The sequence below is a fragment of the Nocardia sp. NBC_00416 genome (assembly GCF_036032445.1).
Classification (GTDB): Bacteria; Actinomycetota; Actinomycetes; order Mycobacteriales; family Mycobacteriaceae; genus Nocardia.
Window position 1 is genome coordinate 5,362,389 of the sequence record NZ_CP107932.1, and the last position, 18,942, is coordinate 5,381,330.

Sequence of the window (18,942 nt, forward strand, 5' to 3'; positions counted from 1 at the left end):
CCGGCTACCGCGGCGGCGCGGGCCGGGGTTCCGGCTGCGGGGGCAGCGGCGCGGCACCGGGCAGCGGTTCGGGGGTGGATCGTCCGGAGTTGGGCGGCGGCACCGGTTCCTGGCCGTTGACCAGCACCTTGCCCCGGGCCGGTCCCACGATCGGCGCGAAACCTTGCTGGTCGGCGCCCTTTCCGATCATGCAGTTGAGCTTGCGGCTACCGGCCAGCCAACTGCGCGCGTCGATGTAGTCGAAGAAGACCGTGAGCGTCTTGTCCCGCAGCACATGTGGGCCGCCGAGATAGTCGTTGGTGGTCCGGCCGCACTCCTCTTCCAGGAACTGATCCTGATCGTCCTTGCTCGGCGGCCCACCGTTGAAACGCGTGGACAGATCGACCATGGACGCGATCTCGACGGCGTGTTCCTGGGCGCAGTCGATCGGATCGGTGGGCAGGTTCTGGCTGATGCCGAGGCAGACTCCCGGCTCGTACACCTTCGACTGGTCGCCGTCGGCCACCCGGCCGGCGTTGGGCAGCGGGTTACCGCTGAGCCCGGGCACCTGCAGCCCACAGCGCAGGATGCGATCGCTGGAGTTGACCCAGCCGTCGTTGCTCGGATACATCAGTCCGACAGCGTATTTCCCGCGCGAATCGAACCTGCCGTTCAGATACCGCGCGGCGGCGGGCACACAGTGCTCTTCGCGGAGTTCGGTGAGGCGCAGGGAATCCGGCCACGGTGCACCGGGACCGAATTCGGACCCGGGATACTCGCTCAGGTCGATGGTGTCGGTGACCTCGAAGAGATGTTCCTCGCTGCAACCCAGTTCGACCAGATCGGAATGGTCCGGTTTGGTCCAGGTCAGGCAGTCTCCGGTGGCGACGGAGGCGAATACCTTGTCCGCCTTGGCCACCGAACCGCCCGGGGCGCGGGCCTGCAGGTTGGAATCGCTGTCGAAACCGCTGACCAGCATGGTGACCAGCGCGGCGGCCACCGCGCCCGCGGCCGCCGCGAGCAACCCCCAGCGCAACCGGGGAGCGGGGATCCGCCGGGGCCTGCCCTTGCCGGTACCGGATCGGCCCGGAGTGCGGCTCCGGGCCCGGCGCCGCTCGGCGGCCGACTGCTGCCCCGGGGGCGCGGCCGAGGCCGGGTCGTCGGGCCGCGGCTGCGCGGAATCGGTCCGGCGACCGCGGCCCGGGCGGGCGGTACGCGAGCGCAACGATTGGGCGCCGCGGGGGCCGCGCCGGTTGGTGGGCTCATTCTGGGAGGACATCGCGGTCCATCATGGCAGCGCGGCACCCCAACATGCCACGAACCCGGCCGATCGGTATGGCGCGGGTCGCGCGGAAACCGGGTTCGGGCCCAGTCGCAGCGATACTCGGTTGAGAACGGAAATCCGCGCCCATTACGCTGGTCAGCCATGATCGACCTCCGACTCCTGCGCGATGATCCCGAGCTGGTCCGCGCCTCGCAGCGAGCCCGGGGCGAGAACCCGGCCCTCGTAGACGCGCTGCTCACCGCCGATGGCGCGCGCCGGTCCGCGATCGCGACCGCCGATAATCTGCGCGCCGAGCACAAGACCATGGGCAAGCAGGTCGGCAAGGCGAGCAAAGAAGACCGTCCTGCGCTGCTCGCGCAGGCGCAGGAGATGTCGGTCAAGGTCAAGGAGGCCGAGGCGGCACAGCACGTCGCCGAGGGTGCATTCCGGGAGGCGCACCGGGCGATCTCGAACGTCGTCCAGGAGGGCGTGCCCGCCGGCGGCGAGGACGATTTCGTCCTGCTCGAGACCGTCGGCACCCTGCCCGAATTCGATTTCACCCCGCGCGATCACCTGGACCTCGGTGAATCGCTGGGCCTGATGGATATGGAGCGCGGCGCGAAGGTGTCCGGTTCGCGCTTCTACTTCCTCACCGGTTATGGCGCGCTGCTGCAGTTGGGGCTGCTGCAACTGGCGGCGCAGCGGGCGGTGGCCAACGGCTTCACCATGATCATCCCGCCGGTGCTGGTCCGTCCCGAGATCATGGCGGGGACCGGTTTCCTGGGTCAGCATTCCGCCGAGGTGTACCACCTGGAAGAGGACGATCTGTATCTGGTCGGGACCTCGGAGGTGCCGATGGCGGGTTATCACGCCGAGGAGATCCTCGACCTCGGCGCGGGACCCAAGCGTTACGCGGGTTGGTCGTCGTGCTTCCGCCGCGAGGCGGGCAGCTACGGCAAGGACACCCGCGGCATCATCCGGGTGCACCAGTTCGACAAGGTCGAAATGTTCGTCTATTGCCGTCCCGAGGACGCCGCCGCCGAGCATCAGCGATTGCTGGCCTGGGAGCGGGATATGCTCGCGGCCATCGATGTGCCCTACCGGATCATCGATGTCGCGGCCGGTGATCTGGGCAGCTCGGCCGCCCGGAAATTCGACTGTGAGGCCTGGGTTCCCAGCCAGGGCACCTACCGCGAGCTCACCTCGACCTCGAACTGCACGACCTTCCAGGCGCGCCGGCTATCGGTCCGCTATCGCGACGAGAACGGGAAGCCGCAGACCGCCGCCACCCTCAACGGCACGCTCGCCACGACGCGATGGCTGGTGGCACTGCTGGAGAACCATCAGCAGGCGGACGGTTCGGTGCGGGTTCCCGCCGCTCTGGTGCCATTTGTCGGGACCGATGTGCTCAGGCCGCCGAGCTGACGCGGTTGATCGCGAACAGATCGGGGTACCCGATATCCCCGGTTGAGTCAGCGGCGAACGAATACGTTGTTTAGGCTGTTCATCGTGCGAGGAAGCGGGTCTCGCGGCGATACCCGAACGCGGGTACGGGCCGCGTCTGGTGTGGCGACGGCCATGGTCATGTCCCGGACCACCGGGGCGTTCTACGTCATGGGTGGTGTCCTGGGTCTTCTGGTGACCGCGGTCGCGCCCACCCAGGTGCTGTATCCGGGCGACGAGGGCCACCGGTGGCTGGTCGGTTCAGCCGCGGCGGTCGCCCTGTTGCTGGGGATAAGCCTGCTCGGGTGGGGACCCCGGATGCCGCACTGGTTGCACCACGGCTACGTCGCGATGGCGACCATTCTGGTGACCGTTGCCGTCCACTCGTTCCCCAACACCGTCGCGGCGATCACCCTGGCCTCGTTCTACGTGTTCGTGGCCTGCGACGCCGCGCTGTTCTTCGCCTGGTCGCAGGCCGCCGCGCATATCGCGCTGTGTATGGCGCTGTGCCTGTGGGTGCTGCCGACCCGGGCCGGGTTGCCCTGGTGGTCGGGTGTGATCCCGGCCGGGATCACCTTCGGGGTCGGCGTGGTGGTCGGCATCCTCACCCGGATGGCGTCGGAAGCCGATATCGACACCCTTACCGGGCTGCTGAACCGGCGCGGTTTCGACCGCGCGCTCAATGCCGCGATCGAACAGGCCGACCGCGCCGATCAGGCGCTGGCGCTGGTGCTGGTCGATCTGGACCGTTTCCAGAAGGTCAACGATCATCTCGGGCACCGGGCCGGTGACGCGGTGCTGCAGAAGGTCGCCGATACCTGGGTCGCGCTGCTCGCGCCCGGACAGCGTCTGGCCCGGTACGGCGGCGATGTCTTCGCCGCGCTGTTGCCCAACACCACCGAACAGGCCGCGATTCTGCTCACCGAGGAACTGCGCGCCGCGGTGAGTACCGGTTGTTCGGCGGGCGTCACCTCATGGCAGCCCGGTGAATCGGCGTCGCTGCTGGTCAGCCGGGCCGATGTGGGGCTGTACCGGGCCAAACAGGCGGGTCGCAACCGCACCGTGCTGGAATCGGGACACCGCACCCCGCTCGCCGTGGAACTGCGCGAAGCCATCGACAACGGCACCCTGGACGTGCACTATCAGCCGATCGTCAGCCTCGGAGACGGGGGCGAGAAGGCCGTCGGCGTGGAAGCGCTGCTGCGCTGGTCGTCGAGCGCGCAGCCCGATGTCACCACCGAGGGGCTGATCCGGGTCGCCGAGGAATACGACCTCATCGCCGATCTGGACGAACTGGTCCTGCGCCGGGCCTGTGCCGACGCCGCCCAGCTACAGGAGACCTTCGCCGCGCTCGAGTTGACGCTGAACGTGAACGTGAGCGGTCTGGAACTGGCGGAAACGGGCTACGCGGACAAGGTCGCCGGAATTCTGGAGAGCACCGGCTGGCCCGCGGATCAGTTGGTGCTCGAGGTGACCGAGACAGAGTTGGCCGCGGAATCGGATATGGCCATCGCGAATCTGCACACGCTGCGCGATCGCGGCGTACGCATCGCCATCGACGATTTCGGTACCGGCTACTCCTCGCTCAGCCGGTTGGCCACTCTGCCCAGCGACATCATCAAGGTCGATCAGTCGTTCGTGGCCGCCATCCGCTCCGATTCGCCGGCTCCGCCGCTGCTGGGGGTGATCGCGGCGCTGAGCAAATCGCTGGACCTCCAGGTCATCGCCGAGGGCGTCGAAACCGAGCACCAGGCCGCGGTGCTGACCGAACTCGGTTTCGCGCTGGCACAGGGCTACCACTACAGCGATTCGCATCCGGTGGCCGATCTGATCGGCGATATGAACAGCGGGCGGCTCGGTTCGATGGGCAATCGTGCGCTGGGCGGCGCCCCGGCCGACGAGAACGGATGGGTGCCGCTGTGACCCGTGCGGCGCGCCGGTGAGTAAACCGCTTGACCCGCGGTCGGGTAGCGCGAATGCTGAGCGCTATGCGACTGGTCTGCTACCGCTGTTGAGTTGAGCCCACGGGTCCCGGCCGGGAGATAGGACTACGCGCGCTGACCGTGCGCGCGATTCTGTTCGCCGGCACCGGCGACCTGATCCCGTACTACGCGCTGTACGCGTTGCTCTTCGCCGACCACGGCTTCGGGGCGGGGCAGATCTCGCTGCTGCTCGCTTTCTGGTCGGTCACGGCCTTCGTTTTCGAGGTGCCCTCGGGCGCGTGGGCCGATACCGTGTCCCGGCGCGGTCTGCTGATCCTGAGCGGCCTGCTGATGGCCGCCGGTTTCGTACTGTGGACGCTGGCCCCGTCCTTCGCGGGTTTCGCCCTCGGGTTCGTGCTGTGGGGCGTCGCCGGTTCGCTGCGCTCCGGGACGTTCGAGGCCCTGCTCTACGACGAACTGACCGCCCGAGGCGAATCTCGCGCCTACGCCCGGGTCATCGGGTATACCCGGTCGGGCAGTGAGACCAGCGCGGTGCTCGCGATTCTCGCCGCCACCCCGCTGTATCTGTGGGGTGGATACGAGCTGGTCGGCTGGGTGAGTGTGGGCTGCGCCGCACTGCACACCGGGCTGGCCTGGAGTCTGCCTGCGGCGCCGAAATCGGTCTCGGCCGCCGATGTCGCCGAATTCGAGGAGTCCGACGGAGACGCCACGACCCCGGCGGTGATCACGCCGAGCCCGCGGCCGTCGAGCGCCGGCCCGGCCGACGCCGAGGGCCCGGCTGCGCGGGACGAGGGATCGCTCCGGCGCTATGTCCACATGTTGCGCACCGGTGTCACCGAGGCTGTCCAGGTCAGGGTGGTCCGGCACGGGGTGGTGCTCGGCGCGCTGCTGTACGGGATCACGGCGTTCGACGAATACTTCGGCCTGGTCGCCGGCGAAGCGGGCGTCGCCACCTCGGTCGTGCCTGTGCTCGTGGGCGTGACGGTTCTCGGTTCACTGCTCGGTTCGCTGCTGGCCGGCCGTACGGAACGGATTCCCGCGCGGATGCTGGCCGCAGCGGTGGGGATGGCCGGTGTCCTGTTCGGGGCGGGCGCGCTGATCGCCGGTCTGGCGGTGCGCTGGCCGGGTGGGCTCTATGTGTGCACCGCGCTGGGGTTCGCCTCGATCGCCGCCGCCTACGGCATCGTGTACAACGCCTCGATCGTCGCCGAGGCCCGGCTGCAGGACGCCATCAGCGGACCCGCCCGGGCCACCGTGATGTCGGTTTCCGGCCTGCTGGAGGAACTGGTCTCCCTCGCCGTCTTCGGCTTCGTCGCGCTGGCGACGCTGTGGTTGTCGGTGTCGTCCGCGTTGGCTCTGCTGGGTATCGCATTGGTCGCGATGGCCGGTCTGACCCCGTCCTGGCTGCCACCGCGGCCGGATCGCGGCGCGTAGTCGTGCTGCGTCCGTGTCCACTCGGGATACGGTGCCCGGTCTGCTCGAGGTGACCGGGACGCGGACCGCACGCCGCCGTAGGGTTCCGATCATGGTTTCGCGTCGGTCGGGTCTGGGTTTCGGGCTGATGATCGGAGCCGGCGTCGCCGTGCAGGGGCGGATCAACGGTGAGCTGGGGGTGCGGCTGCAGGACGGGATCGCCGCGGCGGCGGTCAGCTTCGGCAGCGGATTCCTCCTGCTACTCGTGGCGGTGGCGCTGAGTCCGCGGCTGCGGAAGGGTCTGCGTGACGTCCGCGGGGCGCTCACTGCCGGCGAACTGCGGCCCTGGCAATTGCTCGGCGGACTGTGCGGGGCGATGTTCGTGGCGAGTCAATCGCTGACCGTGGCCGCGCTCGGGGTCACCGCGTTCACCGTCGCGGCGGTCTCGGGCCAATTGCTGAGCAGTCTGCTGGTGGACCGGCTGGGAGTGGGTCCCGGCGGTCGCACCCCGGTCACCGCGGCGCGGGCGGGCGGGGCGGTGCTGGCGGTGGCCGCGGTATTGCTGGCGGGGTCCGGGGAGTCGGGTCCGGTATCGCTGGACACATCGTCGTGGCTCGACGGTGTCGCCGTGCCGGTGCTGTTGGCGCTGCCGGCGTTGGCCGGGATCGGACTGGCGTGGCAGCAGGCGTGGAACGGCAGGATCGGCTCGGCGGGAAGTCCGTTCGCCGCGACGGTGATCAACTTCGCCGTCGGACTGCTGGGTCTGCTGATCGTCGAGGCAGTGGTCGTGGTCAGGGTCGGGCCGCCCGCCGGATTCCCGGCTCAGCCGTGGCTCTACCTGGGTGGTGCGATCGGGGTGCTGTTCATCGCGGCCGGGGTACTGGTGGTCCGCTGGATAGGCGTGTTGCTCATGGGGTTGAGCACTGTGGCGGGCCAGCTGTCCAGCTCGCTCGTACTCGATTGGGCGCTGCCCACCGGCGCGGACCTGTCTGCGGTGAAACTCGTCGGATGCGTGCTGACCTTCGCCGCGGTGCTGATCGCGGCGAGAGCTCCGGTTCCGGCCGAAAGGTGATCCGGTGGCCTGGCCGCGCCGGACACCGGAGATGCATCCGGTGTCCGGCGCGGTGAGGCTGGATGCCGCCCGGCTGTCAGCGTGTTGGGCGGAAGTTGCGCAGGCGCAGGCTGTTGCTCACCACGAAGACCGAGGAGAACGCCATAGCGGCGCCGGCCAGCATCGGGTTGAGCAGACCGGCCATGGCCAGCGGGATCATCGCCACGTTGTAGCCGAAGGCCCAGAACAGGTTGCCCTTGATCGTGCCCAGGGTGCGGCGCGCGAGCCGGATGGCGTCGGGGGCGGCGGTGAGATCACCGCGGACCAACGTCAGATCGGCCGCCTCGATGGCGATATCGGTACCGGTGCCGATGGCCAGGCCCAGATCGGCGCGGGCGAGCGCGGCGGCGTCGTTCACACCGTCGCCGACCATGGCGACGATCTTGCCCTCGCGTTGCAGGCGTTCGATCACCGCGACCTTGTCCTGCGGCAGCACCTCCGCGATCACCTCGTCGATCCCGACCTCGCGTGCGATGGCCGCCGCGGCGTTGGCGTTGTCGCCGGTCAGCATCACCGGGGTGAGACCGAGCCCGCGCAACCGGGAGATCGCTTCGGCGGAGGTCGGTTTCACGGTGTCCGCGACGACGAGCACACCGCGGGCGCGACCGTCCCAGCCGACCGCCACCGCGGTCCGGCCCTCGCTCTCGGCGGCGCGCATCGCCTCCTGGAGGTCGGCGTCCAAGTGCAGGGCGTAATCGGCGAGCAGGCCCGGGCGGCCGACGACGACCGCGTGCCCGTCGACGACACCCTCCACCCCGAGGCCGGCGCTGTTGCGGAAACCCTCGACCGGGAGCAGCCCCGCGGTCCTCGACCCGGGGCCCTCGGCCGTGGCACTGCTGGCGCCTTCGGCGATGGCACTGCTGGCGCCTTCGGCGATGGCACTGCTGGCGCCTTCGGCGATGGCACTGCTGGCGCCTTCGGCGATGGCACTGCTGGCGCCTTCGGCGGTGACACTGCTGGCGCCTTCGGCGATGGCCTTCGCGATCGGATGCTCGGAGGAATCCTCGAGCGACCCGGCCAGCCGCAGTACCTCGTCGGGGTTCTCGCCCGCCGCCGCGACCACGTCGAGCAGAGCCATTCGGCCGGTGGTCACGGTGCCGGTCTTGTCCAGCACCACCGTGTCCACCCGCCGGGTGGATTCCAGGACCTCCGGGCCCTTGATGAGGATGCCGAGCTGAGCCCCGCGCCCGGTGCCGACCATCAAGGCGGTCGGGGTCGCCAGACCGAGCGCGCACGGGCACGCGATGATCAGGACCGCCACCGCGGCCGTGAACGCGGCCGCCACCGAACCGCCCGTGCCGAGCCAGAATCCGAGGGTGGCCACCGCGAGCGCGATCACGATCGGCACGAAGACCCCGGAGATCCGGTCGGCCAATCGCTGGGCCGCGGCCTTTCCCGACTGCGCGTCCTCGACCAGTTTCGCCATCTGCGCGAGCTGGGTGTCCGCGCCGACCCGGGTGGCGCGGACGGTGATCCGGCCGCCCACGTTCACGGTGGCGCCGGCGACCGTATCGCCGGGACCGATCTCCACCGGCACGGATTCGCCGGTCAGCATGGAGACGTCGGCCGCGGACGATCCGTCCACGATCTCGCCGTCGGTGGCGATCTTCTCGCCCGGCCGGACCACGAAGAGGTCGCCGACGGTGAGCTGTTCGACCGGGATGCGCTGTTCGATCCGCGCGGTACCGTCGCCGGTCGGGCGCAACACCGAGACCTCTTTGGCGCCTAGTTCGAGCAGTGCCCGCAGCGCCGCGCCGGCGCGCCGCTTCGACCGCGCCTCGAAGTACCGTCCGGCGAGAATGAACGTGGTGACGCCCGCCGCGGCTTCGAGGTAGATGTTGCCGGCGCCGTCCATCCGGGTGGTGGTGAATTCGAACGGATGCGTCATTCCGGGCGTCCCGGCGGTTCCCCAGAACAGCGCGTAGAGCGACCAGCCGAAAGCGGCCAGGGTGCCGAGCGAGACCAGGGTGTCCATGGTCGCGGCGCCGTGCCGCAGGTTCGTCCAGGCCGCTCGGTGGAACGGCAACGCGCCCCAGACGACCACCGGCGCCGCCAGGGTGAGCGACAGCCACTGCCAATTCGTGAACTGTAGCGCCGGGATCATCGCCATGGCGATCACCGGAACGGTCAGGATCAGCGAGATCAGCAGCCGGGTGCGCAGTTGATCGGCCGGTTCGGCGGGTTCGGCAGTGGCCTTTTCCGCGGTGGGCGGCTCGGGCAGCGCGGCCGTGTAGCCGGCCTGCTCGACCACGGCGACCAGATCGGACGGTGCGAGAGCCTGCGGATACTGGACCCGCGCCTTCTCGGTGGCGTAGTTGACGGTCGCGGTGACGCCGTCGAGCCGGTTCAGTTTCTTCTCGATCCGATTGGCGCAGGACGCGCAGGTCATCCCGCCGATCGCCAGCTCCACCGACGTGGTCGGGGTCGGTGTGGCGTTGTCGGTCTGCGCGGTGCCGGGTGCGGTCTGTGTGGTCATCGTTGGCTCCGTCGGCCGCGGGTCAGTGCCCATGGCCGTGTCCGGTGGGTTCGGGGGTGGTCTGCGTGGTGGCCGGAGTGTGGCCGGTCCGGTTGTCGGCGGCGGCCTCGACGGGCACGGTGAACTCGGCCCGGTGCAGGGTCCCGGCATGGCGGAACTCGAAGAACAGCCGGTAATCACCCGCGCCGGGCGCGGTCACCGCGAAGGTTACGCCCGGGCCGGCCGGCGTGGTTCCGTCGCCCGGGTGTCCGGCCGGGTGCACGTGGAGATAGCCGAGATCGGCGGCACGCAACGCCACGAGATGACCGTACGCCCCCAGGTAGGGCTGCAGATCGGTGACCGGTTTCCCGGCACGGGTCACTGTGAAAGTGACGTCCGTGGGTTGGCCGGGAGTGACCGCGCCGTTCAACTCGACGGTGTAGTCGCCCGCCTTCGCGACGGTGGCGCGGGCCGGTAGCGGTTGCGGTGTGTACTGCCCGGCGACTCGCAGATCGGCGCCCAGGGTGAACGGCTGCCCGTCGGCGGTCACGAAATCGGCGAATACGCGGTGGTCACCGGCGCGGGTGAGGTCGACGGGAGAACTCCAGGTGCCGTCCGCGCCGAGCGTGGGGTGCAGATGCTGGTATCCGGCCGTATCGCGGCGCACCACGATCAGATGCAGGTCCTTCTCGTGGTTGGGCGTGTACTGCGTGACCGGGCGGCCGGTGCTGTCCTCGATCCGGAACCGGACGGTGGCGTCACGCGCGGCACCGGTGATCGGGTCGGCCAGGACCAATGTGTACCCACCGGCACTACCGGTCAGCCCGCCGGGTTCGGGGTTCGCGGCGGGCTCGTCCGCGGCGGTGTCGTGAGTTTCCGGTTCACTGTCGCCGGTTCCGACGAGGGCGCCGACGCCCAGTGCGACCCCGAACAACGCGACGAGTCCGAGCGCGAACCCGGCGAACTTGGTCGACGTACTCATTTCGATGCTCCGTTTCCATGGAGGCTACGGCGGCTCTCTCCATCCTGCCGCTCTCAGGTGGTTACGGTACCCCCCTAGGGTATTTTGTCAACAGGGCAGGTGGGGAGGGTTGCTTGTGTAGATGGAGGTTTGGCTGGGTTGAGAAGTTGCGGGTGGGCCGACCCGCAACCTTCGTGGGCCCCCCGGGACTCGGCGCAGGAGGATGCGGCGGTTCGCGGAGGGGAAACGTAAGGGTGTTTGCCTGTGCGGACGGGTCGGCGATGGTCCGCGAGGTCCGTATGCGACGTGACCGCCGGCGTCGAGTTCAGCGAGACACCTCAAAGGGTTGAGGCCCGTCCCGACGTTCAGCCCTCGAAAGCGCATGAGGCGAAGCCTCGAGTCTCGAGGGCTGAACGTCGGGACCAAGGGGGCCTCAACCCCGCGACGCCGCAGGCGGCGCCAATAAACACAGACCTTCGCGGCAGGTCAACTTCTTCACCTTCGCGAACAAGCCCACCCCTCACCTGCACCCGTCACCCGTCACCCGTCGGCGGCCGGCGGTTACCGGCGCCGATGCCGCCGCCGGCCGGTCTGCGTCGGCTCGGCTATCAGGGGCGTTGCACGTGTCGCCGTGCGTACTCCTCGGCTTCCAGGATCGCGGCTTGTTCGAGAGTCGGCGCCCCGCCGCCCAGCCGGGCGGGGACCCAGGGCGCACCGGCCGGGGCCGGGTACCCTTCCTGCGCGGCAGTCAGGAGCTCGCCCATTCGGGCACGCAGGGTGGTGTTCACCTCGTCGACCGACCCTGCGGCGGCCAGCGGTTCGCCGATCCGGATGTGGACCGGGAAGTTGTGGCGGCCCAGCTGTTTCGGGAATCCCTTGGTCCAGGTCCGGTGCGCTCCCCAGATCGTGAGAGGGATGATCGGGGCGCCCGATTCGAGCGCCATTCGCGCCGCGCCCGATTTGAACTCTTTCAATTCGAAACTGCGGCTGATGGTGGCCTCCGGGTAGACCACGACCAGTTCGCCTTCCCGGAGTGCCCGGACCGCCTGGCCGAACGATTCCGCGCCGGCGGTGCGGTCGACACCGATCGCCTTGCAGTGCTTCATCAGGAAACCGACGAGGCCGTGGTCGAGTTCGGCTTTCATCATGAACCGCACATTGCGCCCCGACCGGCGTCCTACTACTCCTACTTCCATGAAATCGAGGTAGGAGGTGTGGTTCACGGCGAGTACCGCGCCACCGGTGCGCGGGATGTTCTCCTGGCCGCGGATATCGATGCGTACGCCCTGAGCGAAGACCACCGCGTGCACCAGCCCGGCCAGAACATCGAAAACCGGCTCCCGCGCCATGCCGAACTCCTGCTCACTACCTGCGGATACTCCGCTCCTCGGCCCTACCCCGCCCGCAGGGGCTGAGCGCTACGCGCCGGTGTCGTCCTGGTCGCCTGGTGCGGTCTGTCTGCGGGCGGTGCGCTCGGCGATCTCGGTGGCGTCCATCGCATCGGCTTCCTCCAGGGTAGGCGCACCGCCTCCGAGCCGGGCCGGAACCCAATACGCGCCGGGCTCGTGTGTGTAGTCCTCTTGCAGGCCGTGCAGCAGTTCCTGCATGGTCTTCTTGAGTTCGGCGGTGAGGTCCGCGACGGGCTGGTCCGGCTGGATCGGCGTGCCGACGGCGATGGAGATCGGGGTATTGGTGCGGCCCAACCGCTTCGGATGCCCCTTCGTCCACACCCGCTGCGCGCCCCAGATGGTGATCGGAATGATCGGCACCCCGGCTTCGATCGCCATCCGGGCGGCGCCCGATTTCAGATCCTTGATCTCGAAACTGCGGCTGATGGTGGCCTCGGGGTACACGCCCACCAGCTCACCGCGTTGCAGGTATTCGAGCGCGGCCTGGTAGGAGTCGGCCCCGGCCGCCCGGTCCACCGGAATATGTTTGAGTGCCCGCATGATCGGCCCGGAGATCTTGTTGTCGAAAACCTCGCTTTTGGCCATGAACCGGATATAGCGCTTGGGCGTGCGCACCGGCAGGCCCGCGTAGGTGAAATCCATGTACCCGGTGTGATTGACCGCGAGAACAGCGCCACCGGAGGCGGGAATGTTCTCATCGCCGGTCACGGTGAACTTCAGGCCCTCGAGGAAGAAGACGGTCCGGGCCAGCCCGATGATCGTCCGGTAGACGGGTTCCACAAGTCCGCTAGCGTAGTCGCTGCCATGATGACCGGCAGCGTCCGGCCCGCCGCGCGAGCGCAGGTCCGGGGTCGGCAGGGCAGCCGGACTCGATCGAGCCCGTGTGTATCGCAGGAAAGGTGATCGTCGAAGTGGAACGCGCCCGACCCGTACCGTTGTGCCGAACCGGCCGTGACATCGCACCGCATGGGGCGCGCCCGGTCGCCGCAGAGAGCACTGTCGCGCAGGTGGGGGCCGCACGACGCGGTCGGGTTCGCGTATTCGCGGTGGGTCTCGCCGTCTCGGGGATGCTGCTGGCCACCGGATGCGATTCGGTGTCCGGGATCCCGGGCGAGGATCCGGGAAGCACGCAGAAATCCGTCGACAGCGTTGCGAGCCCGGGCGAGTCGGAGCAGCGCGCCGCGGCCGACACGCCGCCCGCCGTGCCAGACCTGCCGCCGATCCCCGCGGACGCGCCCGTCGTCGGCGCGGTAGCCGGCGTTCCCGATGCCGCGCCCGCACTGCAACGGTTCGCCGTGGACCTGCGAGCCGGTGATCTCACGACCCTGCAGAACGCGTGCTGGACCATCCCGCCGCTCACCGTGCAGACCATGTACGCCGACCCCGACGCGGTGCTCAGTGCCCTGGCCGAGCCGGGCACGGCCGTGGACGGCACGCTCACCTGGACCGATGGGGCCACCACGGTCACCGTCGACCAGAACCGGGTGGCGTCCGGATACGCGTGCGGGCGAGCGTTCCCCGCGGGTGCGGAGCCCGCTTACGACTCCGCCGACGCACGCCACACCGTGCGCCGCTACCTGGCCCGGTTCACCGGACAGCCGCTCGACCCCGCCGACCTCGAGGACGAATATCCGCTGGTCTGTGCGGCGAGCCCGGCCACCTGGGACCCGCAGGGCAGCGGCGCCGCGGTCGCCGCGCCGCTGGCGCAGAACCCCGGTACGCTCACCGGGATCACCGGATTCGCCGATCAGCAGATCAGTTCGCAACCGCTCACCACCGGATATATGTCGGTCGCGGTGCCGGTGACGAATGCATCGGGAATCACCCAGAATCGGACATTTGTTCTCGAGCAGGGTGACAAGGGCTACTGCATCGGGGATATCACGGCCTGACGCACTACCCTGGAGGGCCGTAAACGGTCAGGAGGAGCGAGCTCGTGCAGATCACCAGCGTCGGACATGCGGGATTCCATATCCGGACCGCGGCCGGGTCGATCCTTTGCGATCCCTGGGTGAACCCCGCGTACTTCGGTTCGTGGTTCCCGTTCCCGGACAACACCCAGCTCGACTGGGAGGAACTGGGGAACTGCGATTTCCTCTATGTGTCGCATCTGCACCGCGACCATTTCGACGCCGCGCATCTGGCCGAGTACATCAACAAGGACGCCACTGTCCTGCTGCCCGACTACCCGGTGCCGGATCTGCGTCGTGAGCTGGAGAAACTGGGCTTCCACAAATTCTTCGAGACCGAGGATTCGGTCAAGCACACGGTGAACGGGTCCATGGGTATCGGCGGCGGCGATCCGGCCGCCGAACTGGACATCATGATCGTCGCGCTGCGTGCTCCCGCGGACGGGCCGATCGGCGATTCCGGTCTCATCGTCTCCGACGGCGAGACCACCTGTTTCAATATGAACGACGCGCGGCCCGTCGATATGGATGTGCTGCACGAGGCATTCGGCACGATCGATATTCATCTGCTGCAGTACTCCGGCGCCATCTGGTATCCGATGGTCTACGACATTCCGGCCCGCACGAAATCGAATTTCGGCAAGCAGAAGCGGCAGCGCGGAATGGACCGCGCGCGCAGTTATATCGAGCAGGTCGGCGCCACCTGGGTCGTCCCGTCCGCCGGGCCGCCGGTATTCCTCGACGACGAACTGCGCTACCTCAACGACGACTGCGGCGACGCGGGCAATATCTTCCCCGACCAGATGGTCTTCCTCGAGCAGATGCGTGAGCACGGTCACGATCGTGGGCTGTTGATGGTGCCCGGGTCCGCCGTCGATGTGCACGGCAGTGAACTCGAACTCACCCATCCCTACGACCCGGCCACGATCTGGAGCGATAAAGCCGCCTATATCGAGAAGATGGCGCAGCGGCTGGCGCCGGTGCTGGTCGCGGAGAAGAAGACCTGGGCTCAGGCCGAGGGCGAGCCTTTGCTCGAGCCGCTGCGGGGCCTGTTCGAACCGATCATGGCGCAGAGCGATCTGATCTGCGACGGGATCGGGTACCCGGTCGGCCTCGTGATGGGGGAGGAGACCGTGGTCCTGGACTTCCCGAAGCGCACCGTCCGCGCTCCGCTCGAGGGTGAGGGCAAATACCGCTACGGTTTCCGGATCGCCCCCGAACTGGTGCGCACGGTATTGCGCGACGGCGAACCGGACTGGGTGAACACGATCTTCCTGTCCACCAGGTTCCAGGCCTGGCGGATCGGCGGATACAACGAGTTCCTCTACACGTTCTTCAAATGCCTGACCGACGAACGCATCGCGTACGCCGACGGCTGGTTCTCCGAGGCCCACGACGATTCGGCGTCGACGGAATTGGCCGGCTGGGAGATCCAGCGCCGCTGCCCGCACCTGAAGGCCGATCTGTCGAAATTCGGTGTCGTGGAAGGCAGCACGCTGACCTGCAACCTGCACGGCTGGCAGTGGGATCTGGAGTCGGGTCGCTGCAAGACCTCGAAAGGGCACGAGCTCCGGTCCCGGAAGGTGTCCGAACCGGCGGGGTAGCGCAACGGCTGATTCGATGGATATTCGGCGGCCCGGACCGAGGTACCTGTCGCCCGGGGTCGGCCTCGTCCGGCCAGAGTTGGTCGACAAGTCGTACCACAATCCGGTACCATTCGGTGGCGACCCAGGGAAGGGAGCCGTCGATGACCAGTATGTCCGCCAGCGAAGCGCGCGCCAACCTGTACCCACTCATCGAGCAGGTCAATGACGACGCCGTTGCCGTCCATATCACCAGCCGCAAAGGCAACGCCGTACTGATCTCCGAAGACGAGTACAACTCCCTTCGTGAAACTCTCTACCTGATGCGTTCCCCCGCCAATGCCGCACGCCTCGCCCAGGGCATCGCCCAACTCGAAGCCGGTGATTCTGTCGAGGTGAACATGGAGCAGCTCGCCCAAGAGCTCGAATGAAAGTAACCTGCGCGAAGGTCGCATTCGAAGACCTGGACCATTGGATCTCCAACGACCGCAAAATGGCGTTGCGAATCATGCGTCTGATCAACGATATCGACCGTGACCCGTTCACCGGGCTGGGCAAGCCCGAGCCTTTGAAAGGCGATAAGTCCGGGTACTGGTCGCGCCGGATCAATGACGAACACCGCTTGGTCTATGCCGTTTCCGGCGACAGCATCCTCATTGCTGCGGCTCGCTACCACTACTGAGCACAGCCGTAATCGGGCCGTTCGAAGGACGGTCTCCGCTCGGCATCGCGAACCCGGCACCGCCGGAAAGGAAGCCGCTGACCAGGGCTGTATCAGGCATGGTTGCGGCCGAGTTGTCCGCGCCGGTAGCGTCGTGGACGGTCGGCCCGCGGGGTGGAGACGCCGATCCCTCCTCGCACCGGATCAGTTGGCTGTCATCGGCGGTGGAGGGCAATCGTGGCGGTATCGGCGAATCGGATGCGGTGGGGTGTGCTCGCCTGTGGTGCTGTGCTGGCCTTGGCGGGGTGTGAATCCGGCACCGAGGGGTCGGCGGGGCCGGTGACACCGAGTATGGCGGCGGAGGTGCCGGCCGGGTTCGACCCGTGTACCGATATTCCGCAGGAGGTGCTGGAGTCCGAGGATTTGGCCGGCTATTCGCGGCCGACCAGCTCGGATACTTCGGGTGGGAAGTGGAAGGGGTGCGTCTTTATACAGACCGATGGTTACGCGGCCGGTATCCAGACCACGACCGTCACTGTTGACATGGTGCGGGACAAGGGCTTTCCTGAAGCAACCGAGTTCACTGCTGGTGGAAGGAAAGCCATCTCCACCCGTCAGTTGGAAGAGCATGCGGAAGCTTCCTGTTTCGTCAATGTCGAGATGAACGGAGGCAGTCTGGAATTCGGCCTCACCAATCCGTCATCGAACAGGAAGACTGGGCATCTCGACACCTGCGAGCTCGCCCGCGCGCTGGCGGAGAAGGTGGTACCGGCCATCCCAGCCGGTGTGTGAGGTAGCCGGAGTTCGACGCAGACTTCTGAAGGAATGACATGAGCGACGAACCGGCACCGCGGCCGTTGGCCAATATGATCGCAGCAGCAACCGACGGCCATACGTCTGTCCAGATGAGGCCGGACGACTTCATCTACCTCGACCGCGACTGCGAGTACTTCAAGAAGGTAATTCGCGACATTCAGTTCTTAGCCGATGAAATTTCCAAACAGTCTCACTGGGGGTTGGGGGAGGTCAACGACGATCTGACCTCCGCTCGCACGATGGTGGGCCGCTACAAGGTGAAGGCTAGAGGCGCCCCGGACGGCAACGGTGTCTACGAGATCATGGAGCAGCATTACCAGATCATCGAGGACATCCAGAACACCTACCGGATCATGCGGGACCAGATGATGCAGGCCGATAGCGCCTGGGCCGCCGATTTCACTGCCAAGAGCGACACCCTTCCCGAACGGCCACCTGTCGCGCTTGTCCCCGGCCCGTATCTACTCCCCGGCGGAAGCACCAGATAGGGCTGGACCTGCTGATCCGAGCCGGTCGCACCAGGTGCCCGGCTCGGATCGATGGCCGTTCCGCTCGGCGCGGTCGGTACCGGATCTCGCTGGTCGAAATTATCGTCATCGCAACACCTCTGCGGGGAATCGGGTTATCGTTGAGTGCGCCCGGACCCGGTAGAGCAAGGGGCACCGGATGGGGAAGCGGGGGCTTGCGGCAGCAGCTTCTCCGTTCCGGGCGTGCACCCAGCACAGCACCGACGAATGACGCTGTGCCAGGGGCGATCGAGAACTCATCCGAATCACCATGGTGTTTTTCATCTTGAGCTATCGGAACGGCTCGAGGCTGAGAATGCCTGGTTCCCCTTGGAACGGAGCTACCGAATGGCCGAGTGTGCGGGATCGACTCTTCCCCGGCGGCAGCTGGGCAAACACCTGCGCAATGGGCGCGAAGCAATAGGGCTGACGCTGGCCGATGTGGGCGCGTTGATGCAATGGAGTATCAGCACCGTCCAGCGGGTGGAGGTCGGCAGTACCGGACGGATCCGGTTGGTGGATGTCGAGGCGCTGTGCCGGATCTACGAGTTCAGCCACGAGTTCACCGAGGTGTTGAAAGGTCTCGCCCTCCAGGCGGCGGGTAAGAGCTGGTGGCACGAGTTCGGTGATCTCATCCCGGAACACTTCGATGTATTCGTGGACCTGGAGTCTTCGGCGCAGGCACTGACCTGGTATGAACCGGAACTTGTGCCCGGCATCGTGCAGACTCCTGCGTACGCGAGCGCACTGGTCAGAGCCGGATATCCCGATGAGCCTGCTGGAGAACATGATCGACGTGTAAAGCTGAGGATGAGAAGGCAGGCCCTGATCACCCGAACTCATGCGCCTGTCCAAATCGACATCACCCTCCGGGAGTCGGTTCTCCGGGGCGTTGTCGGTGGTTCCCGCGTTATGGCGGGCCAGCTGCGGTACCTGGCAGATCTAGGTACGCGACCGAATGTGACGGTCAGGATCCTGCCCTTCACTGCGGGTTTTCCCATGGGAGTCGCGATGGGACCGTTTGTGATCATCGAACCTCGCAATATCGCGCGCCGCCAGCCTCCTGACCCGACGGTCGTCTATGTCGAGAGCTACACCGGGGACCTGTATTTGGAGAAGCCGGTGGCGGTGGGACGGTATGCTCAGGCCTGCCAGAAGCTTCGGCGGGTGGCGCTCGATGACGAGCAGAGTCGGGCACTGCTGCGGCGGGTCGCAAAGGAGTACGGGACATGATTGATCGTCTATCGGGCGCGGGATGGTTCAAGAGCACTTACAGCGGTGCCGATAAGGCGTGTGTGGAGGTCGCCTTCTTGGCCGACGGTGCGGTCGGTATCCGTGACTCCAAGAATCCCGCCGGGCCGGCCCTCGTGGTCGATCCGGCGGCATGGGATTGCTTCCTCGACTCCGTCGCCCGGCGCTGACCCGGAGCCCTCTACCCGCGTGAAGCCTTATCGGCGGACGGGTGATCTGTTCGTCCGGTTGTTCGCC

General features: G+C 67.4%; 17 protein-coding genes. 12 read left to right on the forward strand and 5 right to left on the reverse strand.

Annotated features, from left to right (window positions below):
* Positions 1-4 precede the first annotated feature (4 nt).
* The gene (locus tag OG804_RS23080) at positions 5-1,258 is read right to left on the reverse strand and encodes a septum formation family protein (RefSeq protein ID WP_328389803.1); all 1,254 of its coding nucleotides are present in this window, start codon (positions 1,256-1,258) and stop codon (positions 5-7) included.
* A 147-nt stretch (positions 1,259-1,405) separates the two neighbouring features.
* On the opposite strand from OG804_RS23080, the gene serS reads away from it, so the two are divergent.
* From serS to OG804_RS23100, 4 genes are all read left to right on the forward strand, one after another.
* Positions 1,406-2,668, forward strand: a complete 1,263-nt coding sequence (gene serS / locus OG804_RS23085) for a serine--tRNA ligase (RefSeq protein ID WP_328389805.1) — start codon at positions 1,406-1,408, stop codon at positions 2,666-2,668.
* A 159-nt stretch (positions 2,669-2,827) separates the two neighbouring features.
* Positions 2,828-4,609 carry a putative bifunctional diguanylate cyclase/phosphodiesterase gene (locus tag OG804_RS23090; RefSeq protein ID WP_328389808.1) on the forward strand — a complete coding sequence of 594 codons (1,782 nt, stop codon included), beginning with the start codon at positions 2,828-2,830 and terminating at the stop codon, positions 4,607-4,609.
* A gap of 140 nt (positions 4,610-4,749) precedes the next feature.
* Positions 4,750-6,063, forward strand: a complete 1,314-nt coding sequence (locus OG804_RS23095) for an MFS transporter (protein WP_442941603.1) — start codon at positions 4,750-4,752, stop codon at positions 6,061-6,063.
* Between the two features lie 91 nt (positions 6,064-6,154).
* On the forward strand, positions 6,155-7,114 hold the full coding sequence (locus OG804_RS23100; protein ID WP_328389810.1) for a DMT family transporter: 960 nt from the start codon (positions 6,155-6,157) through the stop codon (positions 7,112-7,114).
* A 76-nt stretch (positions 7,115-7,190) separates the two neighbouring features.
* Here the strand turns inward: OG804_RS23100 and OG804_RS23105 are convergent, their stop codons facing one another.
* The 4 genes from OG804_RS23105 to OG804_RS23120 all read right to left on the reverse strand — a co-directional run bounded on the left by OG804_RS23105 (position 7,191) and on the right by OG804_RS23120 (position 12,758).
* The gene (locus OG804_RS23105) at positions 7,191-9,629 is read right to left on the reverse strand and encodes a heavy metal translocating P-type ATPase (RefSeq protein ID WP_328389812.1); all 2,439 of its coding nucleotides are present in this window, start codon (positions 9,627-9,629) and stop codon (positions 7,191-7,193) included.
* Positions 9,630-9,651: 22 nt separating this feature from the next.
* The gene (locus tag OG804_RS23110) at positions 9,652-10,590 is read right to left on the reverse strand and encodes a hypothetical protein (protein ID WP_328389813.1); all 939 of its coding nucleotides are present in this window, start codon (positions 10,588-10,590) and stop codon (positions 9,652-9,654) included.
* Between the two features lie 587 nt (positions 10,591-11,177).
* Positions 11,178-11,918, reverse strand: a complete 741-nt coding sequence (locus tag OG804_RS23115; RefSeq protein ID WP_328389814.1) for a lysophospholipid acyltransferase family protein — start codon at positions 11,916-11,918, stop codon at positions 11,178-11,180.
* A 69-nt stretch (positions 11,919-11,987) separates the two neighbouring features.
* Positions 11,988-12,758 carry a lysophospholipid acyltransferase family protein gene (locus OG804_RS23120; RefSeq protein WP_328389815.1) on the reverse strand — a complete coding sequence of 257 codons (771 nt, stop codon included), beginning with the start codon at positions 12,756-12,758 and terminating at the stop codon, positions 11,988-11,990.
* 227 nt (positions 12,759-12,985) lie between these two features.
* Here OG804_RS23120 and OG804_RS23125 point away from each other — a divergent pair, with 227 nt between their 5' ends.
* The 8 genes from OG804_RS23125 to OG804_RS23160 all read left to right on the forward strand — a co-directional run bounded on the left by OG804_RS23125 (position 12,986) and on the right by OG804_RS23160 (position 18,875).
* Positions 12,986-13,870, forward strand: a complete 885-nt coding sequence (locus OG804_RS23125) for a hypothetical protein (protein ID WP_328389817.1) — start codon at positions 12,986-12,988, stop codon at positions 13,868-13,870.
* A gap of 44 nt (positions 13,871-13,914) precedes the next feature.
* Positions 13,915-15,492 carry a Rieske 2Fe-2S domain-containing protein gene (locus OG804_RS23130; protein ID WP_328389819.1) on the forward strand — a complete coding sequence of 526 codons (1,578 nt, stop codon included), beginning with the start codon at positions 13,915-13,917 and terminating at the stop codon, positions 15,490-15,492.
* Between the two features lie 143 nt (positions 15,493-15,635).
* A complete protein-coding gene (locus tag OG804_RS23135; protein ID WP_328389821.1) occupies positions 15,636-15,902 on the forward strand; it encodes a type II toxin-antitoxin system Phd/YefM family antitoxin in 267 nt (88 codons plus the stop codon).
* The gene (locus tag OG804_RS23140; RefSeq protein ID WP_328389823.1) at positions 15,899-16,153 is read left to right on the forward strand and encodes a Txe/YoeB family addiction module toxin; all 255 of its coding nucleotides are present in this window, start codon (positions 15,899-15,901) and stop codon (positions 16,151-16,153) included. Before OG804_RS23135 ends, OG804_RS23140 begins: the two co-directional genes overlap by 4 nt.
* Positions 16,154-16,369: 216 nt before the next feature.
* On the forward strand, positions 16,370-16,924 hold the full coding sequence (locus OG804_RS23145; protein ID WP_328389825.1) for a DUF3558 domain-containing protein: 555 nt from the start codon (positions 16,370-16,372) through the stop codon (positions 16,922-16,924).
* 38 nt (positions 16,925-16,962) lie between these two features.
* Positions 16,963-17,436, forward strand: a complete 474-nt coding sequence (locus OG804_RS23150) for a hypothetical protein (protein WP_328389827.1) — start codon at positions 16,963-16,965, stop codon at positions 17,434-17,436.
* A gap of 246 nt (positions 17,437-17,682) precedes the next feature.
* The gene (locus tag OG804_RS23155; RefSeq protein ID WP_328389829.1) at positions 17,683-18,687 is read left to right on the forward strand and encodes a helix-turn-helix domain-containing protein; all 1,005 of its coding nucleotides are present in this window, start codon (positions 17,683-17,685) and stop codon (positions 18,685-18,687) included.
* The gene (locus tag OG804_RS23160; protein ID WP_328389831.1) at positions 18,684-18,875 is read left to right on the forward strand and encodes a DUF397 domain-containing protein; all 192 of its coding nucleotides are present in this window, start codon (positions 18,684-18,686) and stop codon (positions 18,873-18,875) included. The genes OG804_RS23155 and OG804_RS23160 overlap by 4 nt, the downstream gene beginning before the upstream one ends.
* Positions 18,876-18,942 lie beyond the last annotated feature (67 nt).